Source organism: Deltaproteobacteria bacterium, from assembly GCA_016223005.1.
Taxonomy (GTDB): domain Bacteria; phylum Desulfobacterota; class GWC2-55-46; order UBA9637; family GWC2-42-11; genus JACRPW01.
In genome coordinates, this window is sequence record JACRPW010000030.1 from 1,669 (window position 1) to 17,192 (window position 15,524).

The window sequence follows — 15,524 nt, forward strand, 5'->3', positions numbered from 1 at the left end:
AAATCACCCTTGCCCCATCGCTGCAAGGCATCAGCCAACTGTCCTTTTGGAATCTCAATCTTGTCTTTAAATTCAATCCTTGAATCAGGGGCAGCAATCCTTTCAATCTCTGAAACAATATCCGCCATCCGCCCCTGCTCCAGTTGGACCCCTTCACCCTTGCCTAATGATATGTCAACTTTTCCGTCTGCTTTTTCTGTTTCAGGCTTTGCTGATTTTTCACCTTCTCCTTGTCCGCCTCTTTCAGCAGGCGGTAAACCTTCATAACCATAGGCATCCTGATTTTTGAAAAGCGTAGTTTGAGCATTTTGAGCCACCTCCATTTTTCTTATAGCAGCCTGCAAGATTTCTGCCTTTGCAGGTATTTGCATTTCCCCACACATCTCCCCCTGTTTAGGATTGCCAAGTCTATTAACAGCCTCTATGTAATTATCAAATATCCCCTTAATACTCTTTGGACTCCTCTTATAATACTCAAAAATCTCTATAATATTTTTTGCCAGCGGTGTTATCCCGTCATCAAATAAAGCCCCCTGCTCAAGATAATCCTTAAAACTCTGTCCTGCTTCCCTTAACTGTGAGAGTTTCTTTGCAGCCTGCGCAATATCAGAACTAATATCCATCGCATGTAAATCGCCGCTTTGTATCCGATCCTTCATCACAGCAAGACGAGGGGCAGCGGACACAATGGCAGTTGACAAGGCGATTCCATAAAAACAAGGATTGAAACTAAAAAACACTTCAACAGCAGGAATCATAAGGAACTAGCAAGGAAGACAGGGTATAGCCTGAGATGGATACATAAAATCCTGTCTTAGCGGGATGCTCTCAATTCCTCTTGAACCCTTTCAGCGAGGAATACTTTTAAAAGCGACTGATAAGGCACATCCTTTTTATTAGCCAGGGCTTTCAAATGGTCCATCAGCGATAGAGGCAGCCTGATAGAAATTGTTTTTGTAGATGGCTTCAGGTTTGGGAATATTGCCCTTTTAGCCTTTAACATATCAAAGTAATCGGTCAAGTCATGTTTAGACCAAAACTCAAATTCCTCATCTTCGTTTTTAAACTTCGGTATCTTCTTTAATTTCTTCTTCATAATCCTTTCTCCCCTTTCTGCTTATATCCCTTGCAGAGATTATTCTTATTTTATTATTCCTAATGGTAAAAACCACGGCAAGCAGCCTGCCTTCACTTGTTCTGCCGAATGCAGCATACCTTTCTTCAGACGAATGAGGTTTACCCCTTTCAAGCAGCAGCGGCTCATTGATGAAAATCTCTTCACATTCAGATATAGAAACATCGTGTTTTACCCAGTTTTTGTCAATATTCCATTTATCCCAGTTAAAACCTTCTATATCCTGCAAAAGGTTAAAGATATCCTGCATATATCTATTATATACATAATGCCCTGCAGACAGTCAAGAAATTTTTGAACTTTTTTTGAACTGTTCACTAGAAAGTTCAAACCCCTTTTATTGTTGAAAAGATGATTTCATAAAAACAAGGATTGAAACGACACCTTACTGCATCCCTCTTGTTAATCTATTCTTAAATATTCTTAAATTTCTTGTCAAACATCATCTGATTGTGTTTTACTTTTACCTAATACCTTCAGGAGTATGAAGATTTACCCCTCGGCGAAGGATGGGTTACTGCTACAAGAGGATTTTTAGATGAAAAATATCACAATCAAAAAAAATAAATCCCTAAAAGGCGAGATAACCGTTCCTGGCGATAAGAGCATCTCCCACAGGGCAATCATCTTGGGGGCAATTGCAGATGGGGACTCCTGCATAACAGGCTTTCTTGAAGGTGAAGATAACCTGAGGACTCTGAATGCATTTAAACTTATGGGTGTTGAGATAGATGGACCAAAAAAGGGAGAGGTTGTTATTCACGGCAAGGGCATCAATGGTTTAAAAGAGCCGCTGGATGTCCTTGATGCCGGCAATTCAGGCACAACAACCCGGCTTTTGACAGGGTTTCTAGCAGGGCAAAATTTTTTTTCAGTTATTACAGGTGATGAATATTTGAGAAAGAGACCAATGAAAAGGGTTATTGAGCCTCTTTCAAAAATGGGGGCATTGATTTATGGAAGAAACAATAATAATCTTGCGCCGCTTTCAATAATTGGCAAAAAATTAAAGGCAATGGATTATGTTTCACCTATTGCCAGCGCACAGGTAAAATCAGCGATACTTCTGGCGGGTTTGTATGCAGACGGCAGGACATCCGTAACAGAGCCTATAAAATCCCGCGACCATACAGAAAGGATGCTAAAGGCATTCGGCGCTGATATAAATGTAAAAGGTTTAAGAGTTGATATTAAAGGCGAAGGTAAATTAAATGCGCAGGATATAGACATACCTGGGGATATATCCTCTGCCGCATTTTTTATTGTCGCAGGGCTTATAATAAAGGGCTCTAATGTTTTGATAAAAAATGTTGGCATAAACCCTACAAGGACAGGGATTATTGACTTACTCCAAAAGATGGGCGGGGATATACAACTTCTTATTAATAAGAGAGAGTATTCAGGTGAGCCTGTTGCGGATATCCTTGTCAAGAGTTCGGAACTTCATGGCATAGAAATAAATAAAGATGATATTCCAAGAACAATTGATGAGATACCAATCCTTTGTATTGCAGCTGCATTTGCTGATGGTGAGACAAAGATAACAGGTGGGTTTGGTGTTAAGGTGGAAGAGATGCCTGATGGGATGGTAATAAAAGGGGCAAAGGGCAAGGTGCAAGGGGCAAAGGGCAAAAAAATAAAAGTAAATAGTTACGGCGACCACCGTATTGCGATGTCAATGCTCATTGCAGGGCTTGCCATAAACGGTGAGACAGTTATAGAGGATATAAAGTGTATTGACACATCCTTTCCCGGATTTTTAAAACTCCTTAGAAAACTGGAAAAGGGAAGCAGGAGGTAGGAGGTGGTAAAGACAAAGACTGCTACTTCCCACACCCAATATCCCACATCCCGCATTATTGCCATAGATGGTCCAGCAGGCGCAGGCAAGACAACAATTTCAAGGCTTTTGGCAAATCGTCTGGGTTGGACATACATTGACACAGGCGCTATGTATCGTGCTGTGGCAGTTAAGGCACACGAAAAAGGCATAAACCCTAATGATGAAAATGGACTTGAATCAATATGCAGGGATATAAAGATTGCTTTCAAGACCACAAAAAAGGGGAGCAGGATATTTGTTGATGGCAAAGACTGTTCGGAAAAGATAAGGGAATCCTATGTCGGTGATATTACATCCCGCATATCTGCAAAACCAAATGTTCGCAAGGCGATGGTAAGACTCCAGCAGGAGATGGGCAGAAATGGCGATGTTGTCATGGAGGGAAGGGATATAGGGACTGTTGTATTTCCTGATGCGCAGTTCAAGTTCTATCTTGATGCTTCACCGGAAACCAGGGGAAAGAGAAGGTATCTGGAACTTGATGCAACGGGTGAAAAGACATCGCTTGAGAATATTATTAGTGATATAAAGAAAAGAGATGAAAGGGATTCTTCCAGAACCCACTCACCGCTCAAAAAGGCTAAAGACGCTGTGTATATAGACACAAGTGATATGACAACAGAAGAGGTGGTGGAAAAGATGATGGAGGTTATAAGAGGGGTCAAGGGTCAAGGGGCAAGGGTCATGGTATAAAGAGAAAAACAATGGAAATCTTTATTGTAAAAACAGCAGGGTTCTGCTTTGGTGTAAAAAGGGCTATAAATATGGCATATGATGCTGCAAAAGAGGCACCAGAACATATTTCTACACTTGGTCCTATAATCCATAACCCACAGGTAGTTTCTGAACTTGAGAAATCCAATATATTTGCAAAGAGTGATATAAACGAAATTCAGAGTGGTACTGTTATCATAAGGTCCCATGGCATTACATTAGATGAAATGGAGAATGTAGAAAATAGGAAACTAAAGATAGTTGATGCCACATGCCCCTTTGTTAAAAAGGCACAGGAATATGTGAAGATGTTGACTGCTGAAGGTTATTTTATAGTTGTTATAGGTGAAAAGGAGCACCCTGAAGTAAAAGGGATTGTGAGTTACGCCGGGAAGAATGTTGCGGTTTTAGGTTCAAAGGAAGATGTCATAAATCTACCGAGGGTAAAAAGGCTGGGCATAGTTGCACAGACCACACAATCTCTTGAAAACTTTCAGGAGATAGTCTCGTTGTGTCTTAATAAGGCAGGTGAGATAAAGATATTTAATACAATATGCAATGCCACAAATATAAGGCAAAAAGAATCAACAGAGTTGGCTTCAAGGGTTGACTGTATGCTGGTTGTGGGAGGTAAGAACAGTGCAAATACAAACAGGCTCACAGAGGTATGTAAGAGGATACAGCCAAATACATATCATATAGAGGTATCTGAAGAGATAAAGGAGGCGTGGTTTAAAGGTGTGAAAGGGGTGGGTATAACAGCAGGTGCTTCTACCCCTGAATGGATAATAAAGGATGTTTTAGATACGGTTAAGCATATCAACTGCAAAGCGGAGAAGTTACTCGTTTCTATGTGATACCATTCATCATTTCCATTCATCGTTTTGTTTCTTGTTCGGGAATAAGAAATAGTTTGACTTTTGTATTAAATAGTAATAGTAATTACCACTAAGTGATAGTTAGGAGGACACTATGACCGACATAAAGCGTTATCTCCCTTTATTCAAACTCCGCATAGCATTTTTGATTACATTCAGCGCCATAGTCGGTTCAATTGCTGCCGGCAGTATTCCCATTGATAAAATGATGTTACTTATAATGGCAACTATGCTGGCATCAATGGGTTCTGCAGCACTTAACCATTATTTTGACCGGGACATAGATATGCTCATGTGCAGGACGAGCAAAAGACCTCTGACAACAGGTGCTGTTAAAACACCTTCAGCGGTTCTCTGGGCAGGTATCCTGCTGTTGGTTGTATCCTTTGCTGTTTCAACAATGGCTTTAAATTACCTTGTGTCTCTGCACCTGTTTCTCGGTGCATTTGTGTATGCGGTTGTATACACAGTATGGCTTAAGAGGCGGAGTTGGTTTAATATCATAATCGGCGGACTTGCAGGGAGTTTTGCAGTTTTGGCAGGGGGTGCATCAGCAGCGCCTATATTCTGTGTGCCGCCCATACTTCTGGCAGTTGTAATGTTTTTCTGGACGCCTTCCCATTTCTGGAGTTTTGCCATTGTGCATAAGGAAGAATACAAGAGGGCTGGCATCCCAATGCTGCCTGTTTTAATAAGCGATAAAAAGACTGCCATTTACATCCTTATAAACACTATATTCCTTGTCATCTCATCATTTATACCTGTATGGACAGGGCATCTTAGACTCTTATATTTCCTTGCTGCTTTGGGTGCAGGGATATATTTTATTGTAAGGAATATACAACTACTTCTGAATCCCTCAAAGGATATTGCATGGAAAAACTTCAAGGCATCCATGTTTTATCTTGCAATCCTGTTTTCCGCTGTAATCGTTGATATGCTGCTGCAATAGAATGACTATTGACAATTGAAGATTGACAAATGAAAAATAATTCTTTATTTATAGTTTTTGTCTTTTATTTTTTATTTTTTATTCCTTTCTCAACTGCCTTCGCAGAAGATAAAAATACTGCAAAACAACTGGCACAATCTGAAGATGCTATAGGCAGGACTATTCGTAATGATTACACCTTTACAGACCAAGACGGCAATGCCTTTAATCTCAAGGAATTTTCAGGCAAGCCATTTATTGTAAGTTTTATATACACTTCCTGCCCGTATATCTGTCCTACCATATTAGGAAATCTAAATAATGCTGTTAAAAAGTCACAAGGATTGGGCAAGGAATTTAATGTCCTGACCATTGGTTTTGACGATGTAAACGATACACCTGATAAATTAAAGGCATATGGCAGCCAGTTTACAGATGATTTTATACACTGGAGGTTTGTAACCGCTGACAAGAAGACCATTCAGGACTTTGCAAGGGGATTTGGGTTTTATTATAAAAAAGAGGGGAATTTCTTTGACCATCTGAACATGGTTTCTATAGTTGATGCAAAGGCACGGATATTTACCCATATCTATGGGATTGATTTCACACCTGATGATGTCATAAAACCCGTAAACGAGATTATAAAAAACCCTGATGCAAAACCTATAAAAAATCAATTGGCAAAATCATGGTGGAATCCCTTTGTAAATACAGTAAAACTTTTATGCTCCACATATAATCCTGTTACAAAGCAGTACGATTTTGACATCACACAGTTAGTAAGGATGCTAGTCTCTGGTGGAACAATACTTGTCATAATATTTTTTGTCTGGGGGAAGGATATCAAGACACTGCTGTGGACAAAAAAAAGGCTGTTATAAAGAACTTGTTTTTACACCTGTCTTATTGTAATATGTTGCTGCTGTGGAACCGATTCCCCAACCTCATACATCTAAAAAAGAATTTTTTAGCCCTACATACGGACACCTTTCCTTTGAAGAGGCTTTTCAGAAACTGGTAACTTTCATAGAGGAATCGCCTGATAACCGCTATAACCTTATAATAGGAACAGACTCATTTTTATCTGTAGAAACTATCTTTATAAGTGCAGTAATTGTGCATAGGATAGGACACGGCGGCAGATACTTTTATAAAAAGGTAAAATCAAGAAAGATGACAAACTTAAAGCAGAGGATTTTCTACGAAACCTCTTTAAGTCTTGAGATGGCAGGGATGTTAAAGGCAAACCTGTCGCAAAATGGATTTACAAAACTGCCTGTAGAAATCCATCTTGATGTTGGCAATAATGGCGATACGAAAGAGATTATAAGAGAAGTGGTTGGCATGGTGACTGGTTCAGGATACTGTGCTGTAACAAAACCAGATGCCTATGGTGCAAGTAAGGTTGCAGACAGGCACTCAAAATAATCATTGTCTGATGGTGGTATATTCCAGACATGCATCTCTTTAGACCCTACCTCACATATAAAAGCATTAAACGGATAAGACAGATATTATCTGTGTTTATCAAATACGGATTTTATCCATTAGTAGAAAAAACCCATCTGCACAGCATTATATCATTTACCCAAAGGGTTATTGGCAGAAGAAAAGGCGGCAAGGAAGAACTATCCGTTGCTGAACGATTCAGGCTTGCCTTTGAGGAGTTAGGACCCACCTTCATCAAACTAGGACAAATATTAAGCACAAGGCCTGATATGCTTCCTGATGACTTTATAAAGGAGTTTCTTAGACTACAAGATTGTGTGCCTCCCTTTGCATACAATGATGTTATAAAAACCATTGAGGATGAGTTTGGGAAAAAGACAGATGCCCTCTTTACATCTATTGATAAAGAACCTGTTGCAGCGGCATCAATTGCTCAGGTGCATCAGGCAATAACAAAAGATGGAAAGGATGTAGTTATAAAGGTTCAGAGACCGAATATCTGTGAGAATATAAATCTGGATATATCAATCCTCAAGTATATGGCAATACATATTGTTAAGTATATGCCAGAAAGCAGTATATACGACCCTGTTGGTCTGGTAGATGAGTTTTCAAAGGCAATATTAAAAGAAATGGATTTTACACTTGAGGCAAGTTATACGGAAAAAATCAGGGGCAATTTTTCAGGCGACGAGAGGGTGGTAATACCAAAGGTATATTGGGAACTGACAGGCAAGAAGATTATAACAATGGAAAGGGTAAGCGGCATAAAGATAGATAATACTCAAAAACTGGCATCTCTTGGTATATCTGCTGAAAAGGTGGCGCTGCTGGTAATCAGTCTGTTTTTCAAACAGGTATTTGAACACAGGCTCTTCCACGGTGATTTGCATTCAGGTAATATCTTTGTAATATCAGAAGACAAGGTTGCCTTTGTTGACTTTGGTATCGCAGGGAAGGTCTCTAAAGATATGATGAATAATCTTGCCGCAATATTCACTGGTCTCATTGAACAGGATTTAGATAAACTGATAAAGATTTACACAAACATGGGGCTTCTTGGCGAGGATGTAGATAAGGATGCCTTTAGAACCGAATATCAGGATATGCTGCTGCATTATTTTAACAGGCCGTTCAAATTTATAAGACTTGGTGAGGTTATCAGGGATTATATCAGGATTGCCTCACGATATAATATAATGGTGCCCAGGGATTTGCTCCTCCTCAACAAATGTATCTTTGAACTGGAAGGGCTGGCAAAGGTCTTGTATCCTGACATTGATATTCTCAAGGAGGGTCAGAAGTTTGCCAATGATTTGATAAAGAGGGATGTTGGTTTAGGTGCTGCTGCTTATGATACTATCGCTGCTGTAAATGACTACAAGGATTTCATAAGGGTATTTCCCCAGCAGTTGAACCAGATTTTCAGAAAAATGGTTCAGGATAAGTTTACAATAGACTTTATGCACAAAGGGCTTGAGGATTTTATAGGTGAGATAGACCGTTCATCCAACCGGATTACATTCGGACTAATGGTTTCAGCACTTATTATAGGCTCATCGCTTGTAGTGGCAGCAAATATAGGTCCAAAGGTGTGGGGTCTGCCGTTTTTGGGCATGCTGGGTTTTACTATCGCCTCTGTATTAAGTTTGTGGTTAGGGATTTTAATACTCAGGTCAGGAAAGTTTTAGGGGCAGAATTTTAGTATGAAGACAGCAAAGACAAAAAAAACGATAACACACAGTGTGCTTACATTAGGCAATTTTGATGGTACTCATCTTGGGCATCAGAAGATATTAAAGAATATAATAGAACGGGCAGAGGCACTGGGCTGTGCCTCTGTAGTCTATACATTTGACCCGCATCCTGTAAAGGTGGTTGCACCGCATAAAGACCTTCCGCTTATAACAACATTTCAGGAAAAGGCAGGGCTGTTTGCAGATTTTAATATTGACTATTTAGTTTGTGCAAGGTTTACAAAGGAATTTGCCAGCCAGCACCCGGATAAATTTGTAAAGGATGAACTTGTTGACAGACTCAAGGTAAGAGAGATATGGGTTGGGCATGATTATGCATTTGGCAAAGGCAGGCAGGGAACTGCGGAATATTTAAAGCAGTTAGGAAAAAGATTTGGATTTGATGTGTATGTTGTCCCAGTATATAGAAAATGCGGTATGGTAGTCAGCAGTTCTAATATAAGGAAGTTAGTATTAAGCGGTGATGTTAAAAAGGCATCCAGTTTATTGGGCAGATTCTATTCAATATCAGGCAAGGTAGTAAAAGGTAAAAACAGGGGAAAACAGATTGGATTTCCCACAGCAAATATAGAAACTCAAAATGAACTTATACCTAAAAAAGGGGTCTATGCTGTCATTTGTGAAATATTCCCGTTCAGGGAAAAGGATTCAAAAAAAACAATTCAAAAACAGGCAGCTGTCAATATCGGCTCTAACCCAACCTTTGAAAAAGGCGATGAACTTAATATAGAGGCGCATGTCATAGATTTTAGCGGCAATCTATATAACAAAAATATGAGGCTCTATTTTATCCAGAGGATTCGCGATGAGGTTAAGTTTAAAAACCCTCTTGAACTAACTCATCAGATAGAAAAGGATGTTCGTTGTGCAGAACGGCTGTTAAGGCGCAAGCACTTATGAATATTACAGGCAAGACAAAAATACTTGGTATATTCGGTTATCCGATTACCCATACACTTTCTCCCATTATGCACAATACAGCACTAAAGGCAAAGGGCATTGATATGGTCTATCTTCCGTTTGAGGTTTCGCCTGACAGCATTAAAACTGCTGTTAATGCAATAAGGGCGCTTAACATTCATGGTGTAAATATAACCATACCCCACAAAGAAACTGTCCTGTCATTTCTTGACGAGATTTCAGAAGAGGCAAAACTTATAGGCGCTGTTAATACAGTGGTTAATTGTAATGGCAGACTTATCGGTTATAATACAGACGGTGATGGATATATTGCTTCACTAAAAAGGGATTTGAATTTTAATGTCAAAGGGAAAAAAGTTGTCCTCCTTGGCGCAGGCGGTGCTGCAAGGGCAATCCTTGCTGCTGCTGCAAAAAGAGGCGCAAAAAATGTTGTGATAGTGAATAGGACTTTACAAAGGGCGGTTTCCCTTGCAGACGAATTTAAAAGGCATTTTCCAAATCGGGATATTTCAGCATCTGGCATGGATAGGGAGGAGTTTAAAAGGCATCTTCCTGATGCAAATCTTATTATAAATACCACATCTCTTGGCATGGAAGGCAGAGGTGAACTTGACATCCCATTTGATGTGGTTCCAAAAAAACAGACTATAGTATCTGATATAGTTTATAAACCATCACAGACCTCTTTTCTTAAAAAGGCTGGGAGATATAAGATAAGAACCCACCGTGGATTGGGTATGTTGGTGGAGCAGGGGGCAATTTCTTTTAAACTATGGACAGGACAGGACATGCCAAAGGAACTTGTTTATAAGGCATTAAAACGAAGATTAAATGAGAAGAGAGAGGCATCTTGCCTGCCATAATTACCGTAAATTTAAAGATTGATACAAAAATTGATACAAATTTACCCCTTCCCCCTTGCCATGAAAAATGTCCCGACCTCTTTGCCATCAAAAACCTTTCCCAGTATCTCCTTATCATTTCCATTAACAATAAGAGTTGGAACACCAAAGTCCAAAGCCTTTTTTGCAGCAGAGACCTTTGAGGCAAACCCGCCTGTGCCGAATTTTCCTGATGCGCCTAAAGTCTTTACTGTAAGGCTGTCAATATCATCGACAAACGGTATAAACACCGCTGTTCTGTCATGCTTCGGGTCTTTGTCATAAAGCCCGTCTGTATCAGTGAGTATAACAAGCAAATCAGCGTCAACAAGATGTGTTACAAGAGCGGCAAGGTTGTCATTGTCGCCGAATTTTATTTCTTCAACTGCAACCGTGTCATTTTCATTTATAATCGGGATAATGCCATAATTAAAAAGCGTCTTGATTGTGTGCCTTGCATTTTGAAACCTCTTTTTATCTGCAATGTCATCGTGTGTTAAAAGGATTTGTGCAACCTTTTTATTTAAAGGTGCAAACGCCTTTTCATACATTGACATCAAACTTACCTGACCTATTGACGCAATCGCCTGCTTTTCAGAGATGGTCTTTGGCTTTTCATGAAGACCCATCTTTTTCATGCCAATGGCAATAGCGCCTGATGAAACAATGACAACATCCCTCCCGCTCTTTTTAATATCAGAAACTCCTTTTGCAAGGCTGTGAAATACCCTGCTGTCCAAACCTTCGTGATGAGAGCCTGCAAGAACAGCGCTTCCAACCTTGATAATAATGCGGGTTGCCTTGTTTATAATATTTTTTCTTAAATTTGCTTTATCCATAAAATTTCTGGCCCATTGCGTAAGAGTGTTGGTAAAAGAGAGCCGTAAAGCAAACTTAATATAGCATAAGATAAGGCAAAAAAGAAGTTTTCTTGAGTAAAAAATCAGTATGATAAGTGGGGGACGAAAACGACGAAAAGGGGACATTATCACTTTGCAACAACACCCCAATTAATATTTATTGCAAAATCATCTTTCAGTATCAACTACTGCGGCGTTACCACCCTTACACCCTTTGGCACATCAAAGTTAAAAAGGGCATTTTTAAGGTTTACATTGTAACTTGCATCAATAAATCTAACGGATGCGGTATTTCCAAATGGGTCAAAACTCTTTGTAGATTTTACAAAGGCTGTTTTCTTATCAATAATCAGGTGAATTTTTTTGATGTTCAGCAAGTCTGTTTTTGGCAAAAGGATTAAGGTATAGGTATCGTTTGTCCCCTCTCCTAATTTTACATTAAAATCCTTCTTTATATCCCCTAATCCTGACAGAAAATGTTGTGACAATGTTTTGTCTTCAAGAGAAAGTTTGCTGACCACCACCTGTCCTAAATCAACTTGATATATCCAGATGGTTTCACCACTACTTACTATTACATCTTTATTGGGGTGTGAATATTCCCACCGCATCATATTTGGTTTCTTGAAATATACAATCCCTTCTGCTCTCTGTGTTTCCTTTAGAGTAGTAGATGTGGTTTCCTGAATAAAACCTGCCTTCATGTCAGATATTCCGTCATATACCTTTTGAACACGGACAATAATAGAATCAATATCATCTGCTGCTGCTGCATTGTAAGGTAACAAGAAAATCAAAGGTGACATCAAGAATAAAATAAAATAATGCATATAACCTGCCTCGTTTTTTATCTTTCAAAAAATGCAACTGTATTTTTCGGGTTAATGTGGTGATGATACAATAAATGTGCATACCTGTCAAATTTGAAGGCTGAAAGAATCTTTCATGGATTTTGGCGCCACTTGACTTTACAGCGGCAATGGTGCAAATTGTATATGTGCAAAAACTACAGAAGGCGATAAACCTGTTTGACAATTATTACGATATGATGGCTGATAAGGTCAGGATGGATGCCTATGAAAAGGCTATCTCAAAGACTGTCAAGGAGGGAGATGTTGTCCTTGATTTAGGGTGCGGGCTGGGTATTTTAAGTTTCCTTGCAATCAAGACTGGTGCGAAAAAGGTTTATGCTGTTGAAAAAACGGATTCAATAAATCTGGCAAAAGAGGTTGCAAGAATAAACAAAATAGATGACAGGATAGTCTTTATTGAAGGTGTTTCAAAGGAGATTACACTTCCTGAAAAGGTGGATGTGATAATTTCAGAAACACTTGGCAGTTTTGCAGTTGAGGAAAATACCCTTGAATTCACGATAGATGCAAGGGAAAGGTTTTTAAAAGAAGACGGCAGGATGATTCCAGAGGCTTTGAAACTCTATCTTGTGCCTGTGGAAAATAAAAACATCTATAAAAAGACGGCATTCTGGAAGGATGTGGCAGGCTTTGATTTTTCTTATGCAAAGGATGAATTCACAAAAAGGCTTTTGATAGAGGATATAAGCAAAAAGGATTTTCTGTCCAAGCCAGAGGTTTATAAAGGCATAGACCTTATTGAGATAAACGAGAAGTCAATAAATGAAAAAATAGTCTTTGAATTTTCAAGAGATGGCACTATCCACGGCTTTGCAGGCTGGTTTGAGGCGCTTCTTACGGATGATGTCTTGATTGATACATCACCGTCATCTGAAAGGACACACTGGCGGCAGGCATTTTTCCCAATAAAAGAACCTATAAAAATTGAAAAGGGAAACTACATTATAATTGACATGAAGGTAATGCCAATGGGAGAAGATAAAGACCATACGGTGATAAATTATGACTATTTCTGTTCACAAACAGGAGGTGATGATATGCAGGATAAAGGCAAGATAGGACGCAATGACCCATGCCCTTGCGGCAGCGGAAAGAAATATAAAAAATGCTGTCTGCCTTTAGAAAGCAAGGTTGATATAAAGGGCATGGTTGAAGAAGGTTTTGGAATAGATTTAAAGAAACTTGAGGAGATGCGGAAAGTGAAATGAACACAGCCTGCCTTTTTATAGCGCCGGGCATAAACTGCCTTGCACATCCTGAAAAGTTTACCACAACCTATGACTTCCCGAGAGGGCTTTTAAGTGTCGCCACATTTCTTTATGCAAATGGCATAAAGACCGAAGTCCTTCCTATTGATTATCATATCAAACCAACTCATGATAGGCAGGCTATAGAACAGCAGATGTCTTCTGTAATAAATGATATGGTCAAGGAATTTAACCCGGCATTTATCGGCATAGGTGTTCCTTATACAATGCTGTATCCTGCTGCACTCAAGATTGCAGGAGTTTGCAAAAAATTGAAACCGGACTGCAGGATTGTTCTAGGCGGACCACATGTTTCATACAGGGATAAAGAGTGTTTTGAGGATTTAAACGATATTGATATAGTTGTAAGGGGCGAGGGGGAATGGACATTTCTGGATGTTGTGAAAACCATTTCGTGTGGAAAAGGTCTGGAAGGTGTTTTAGGCATTACATTCAGAGACAATTCAGGCAATGTAATAAGAAACCTGCCGCGTGCGCCGGGAAACCTGATGGAAATCCCTATGCCTGATTACAGCCTCCTGCCGGAAGGTTTTGCAAAAAATATGGCGGTTTCAGTTGTAGGCAGCAGAGGCTGTGCGTATAAATGCACATACTGCAATGAGAGCATGTTCTGGGGGCAAAAGGTCAGGTCTTTCCCTGTCTCTACGGTGCTTGAGGAAATCAAGACGCTTGCAGAAAGATACGGGAATTATGCTGTTGGACTTGAAGACAGCATGTTCAATATGAAGACACAATATTTTTTTGATTTATTGGAAAGACTTTCTGCTATAAAACTCCATCCTGCATTTTATATACTCTCAAGGGTTGATTCTGTAAGCGAAGACGGGTTTGAGGCAATGAAAAAGGCAGGCATAAAAAATCTCATACTCGGCATAGAAAGCGCATCCCAAAAGGTTCTTCAAAGTATGAACAAAAAAATAACTATCCAGCAGGCAGAGGATGCTTGCAAAAGGGCAAGGCAGTGTGGTCTTATAGTTGACACATTTTGGATAATTGGGCATCCGGGGGACAGCCCTCAAGAGGCAGAGATTACCCTTGAGGCAATCGACAGATTTTATCGCGAAGGCCTTCACCAGAATTCTGAAATAGCCATGTTTGTCCCTTACCCTGGAACAAAGATATTTGAACACCCTGAGGAATTTGATTTGGAAATACTCACATACGACTGGGAAAAATGGGCGAGATTCAACTCGGAGCCTGTGTGCCAGTTAAAGGAATTTTCCAGAGAAGATATTATGGGATACTGGACTATCGCAAACAGGATTGCGTATGAGTGGAAACAGTATAATGCGACATCAAAGATGAGATTATAATGATAATACAGACAAGGTTCTCAAACTCCGTAAAGGACGCCAAAGGAAAGATGCTATAGAATCCCCTCTCCCCTGACATACTATTTCTCTTTTAGCAGAAGATACGTCTCTATGAATTCATCTATCTTGCCGTCAAGCACAGCATCTGCATTGCCGATTTCAAGATTTGTCCTGTGGTCTTTTACAAGGCGGTATGGGTGCAGGACATAGGAGCGGATTTGACTGCCCCATGCAATATCCTTTTTATCTTTGTGAAATTCCTCCATCTTTTCTTCCTGTTCCTTTAATTTCAATTCATACAATCTTGAACGGAGGAGTTTCATTGCTGTTGCCCTGTTTTTATGCTGACTCCTTTCAGCCTGACACTGGACAACAATGCCTGTTGGAATATGCGTAAACCTCACCGCTGTCTCAACCTTGTTCACATTCTGCCCGCCTGCGCCGCCTGCCCTGAATGTGTCAATCTTTAATTCGCTTTCCTTTATATCTATCTCAATATCATCTTCTATCTCTGGATAAACAAATAAGGATGCAAACGATGTATGCCGCCTCTTGTTTGCGTCAAACGGAGAAATACGAACAAGGCGGTGAACCCCTGCCTCTGCCTTGAGATAGCCGTAGGCATACTCGCCTTCAACAGTAAATGTAACGCTTTTTACCCCTGCCTCTTCGCCTGCCTGATAATCAACAACCTCTGTT

Annotated in this window: 17 protein-coding genes; 11 read left to right on the top strand and 6 right to left on the bottom strand. The window is 39.8% G+C overall.

What is annotated here, in order from left to right; translation table 11 throughout:
- The 3 genes from HZC45_03295 to HZC45_03305 all read right to left on the bottom strand — a co-directional run.
- Positions 1–701, bottom strand: a 701-nt coding sequence (locus HZC45_03295) for a hypothetical protein (GenBank protein ID MBI5682183.1), incomplete at its 3' end; no start/stop codon positions are given.
- Positions 702–814: 113 nt separating this feature from the next.
- The gene (locus HZC45_03300) at positions 815–1,096 is read right to left on the bottom strand and encodes a BrnA antitoxin family protein (GenBank protein ID MBI5682184.1); all 282 of its coding nucleotides are present in this window, start codon (positions 1,094–1,096) and stop codon (positions 815–817) included.
- On the bottom strand, positions 1,062–1,385 hold the full coding sequence (locus tag HZC45_03305) for a BrnT family toxin (GenBank protein ID MBI5682185.1): 324 nt from the start codon (positions 1,383–1,385) through the stop codon (positions 1,062–1,064). Before HZC45_03305 ends, HZC45_03300 begins: the two co-directional genes overlap by 35 nt.
- A 288-nt stretch (positions 1,386–1,673) precedes the next feature.
- Between HZC45_03305 and aroA the strand changes: the two genes are divergently transcribed.
- From aroA to aroE, 9 genes are all read left to right on the top strand, one after another.
- Positions 1,674–2,936, top strand: a complete 1,263-nt coding sequence (aroA, locus tag HZC45_03310; protein MBI5682186.1) for a 3-phosphoshikimate 1-carboxyvinyltransferase — start codon at positions 1,674–1,676, stop codon at positions 2,934–2,936.
- Between the two features lie 54 nt (positions 2,937–2,990).
- On the top strand, positions 2,991–3,671 hold the full coding sequence (locus HZC45_03315) for a (d)CMP kinase (protein MBI5682187.1): 681 nt from the start codon (positions 2,991–2,993) through the stop codon (positions 3,669–3,671).
- Positions 3,672–3,682: 11 nt separating this feature from the next.
- Entirely contained in the window at positions 3,683–4,549 is an 867-nt protein-coding gene (ispH, locus tag HZC45_03320; GenBank protein MBI5682188.1) for a 4-hydroxy-3-methylbut-2-enyl diphosphate reductase, read from the top strand.
- Positions 4,550–4,664: 115 nt separating this feature from the next.
- Positions 4,665–5,522 (top strand): protoheme IX farnesyltransferase, encoded by an 858-nt coding sequence (cyoE, locus tag HZC45_03325; protein MBI5682189.1) that lies wholly within the window; start codon positions 4,665–4,667, stop codon positions 5,520–5,522.
- Positions 5,523–5,551: 29 nt separating this feature from the next.
- Positions 5,552–6,385 (top strand): SCO family protein, encoded by an 834-nt coding sequence (locus HZC45_03330; protein ID MBI5682190.1) that lies wholly within the window; start codon positions 5,552–5,554, stop codon positions 6,383–6,385.
- A 52-nt stretch (positions 6,386–6,437) separates the two neighbouring features.
- A complete protein-coding gene (locus HZC45_03335) occupies positions 6,438–6,932 on the top strand; it encodes a ribonuclease H-like YkuK family protein (GenBank protein ID MBI5682191.1) in 495 nt (164 codons plus the stop codon).
- Between the two features lie 29 nt (positions 6,933–6,961).
- The gene (locus HZC45_03340; protein MBI5682192.1) at positions 6,962–8,644 is read left to right on the top strand and encodes an AarF/ABC1/UbiB kinase family protein; all 1,683 of its coding nucleotides are present in this window, start codon (positions 6,962–6,964) and stop codon (positions 8,642–8,644) included.
- A 15-nt stretch (positions 8,645–8,659) separates the two neighbouring features.
- Positions 8,660–9,610, top strand: coding sequence for a bifunctional riboflavin kinase/FAD synthetase (locus HZC45_03345; GenBank protein ID MBI5682193.1), 951 nt, complete (start codon positions 8,660–8,662; stop codon positions 9,608–9,610).
- Complete coding sequence (aroE, locus tag HZC45_03350) at positions 9,607–10,494, top strand: shikimate dehydrogenase (GenBank protein MBI5682194.1); 888 nt, start codon at positions 9,607–9,609, stop codon at positions 10,492–10,494. The genes HZC45_03345 and aroE overlap by 4 nt, the downstream gene beginning before the upstream one ends.
- Positions 10,495–10,535: 41 nt before the next feature.
- Here the strand turns inward: aroE and proB are convergent, their stop codons facing one another.
- Positions 10,536–11,351, bottom strand: a complete 816-nt coding sequence (proB, locus tag HZC45_03355) for a glutamate 5-kinase (GenBank protein MBI5682195.1) — start codon at positions 11,349–11,351, stop codon at positions 10,536–10,538.
- Between the two features lie 206 nt (positions 11,352–11,557).
- Positions 11,558–12,169, bottom strand: coding sequence for an outer membrane lipoprotein chaperone LolA (lolA, locus tag HZC45_03360; protein MBI5682196.1), 612 nt, complete (start codon positions 12,167–12,169; stop codon positions 11,558–11,560).
- 155 nt (positions 12,170–12,324) lie between these two features.
- Here lolA and HZC45_03365 point away from each other — a divergent pair, with 155 nt between their 5' ends.
- Positions 12,325–13,452, top strand: a complete 1,128-nt coding sequence (locus tag HZC45_03365; GenBank protein ID MBI5682197.1) for a 50S ribosomal protein L11 methyltransferase — start codon at positions 12,325–12,327, stop codon at positions 13,450–13,452.
- Complete coding sequence (locus HZC45_03370; GenBank protein MBI5682198.1) at positions 13,449–14,825, top strand: B12-binding domain-containing radical SAM protein; 1,377 nt, start codon at positions 13,449–13,451, stop codon at positions 14,823–14,825. The genes HZC45_03365 and HZC45_03370 overlap by 4 nt, the downstream gene beginning before the upstream one ends.
- A gap of 80 nt (positions 14,826–14,905) precedes the next feature.
- On the opposite strand, the gene HZC45_03375 is transcribed toward HZC45_03370, so the two are convergent.
- A partial coding sequence (locus HZC45_03375) for a PCRF domain-containing protein (GenBank protein ID MBI5682199.1) occupies positions 14,906–15,524 on the bottom strand: 619 nt, incomplete at its 5' end.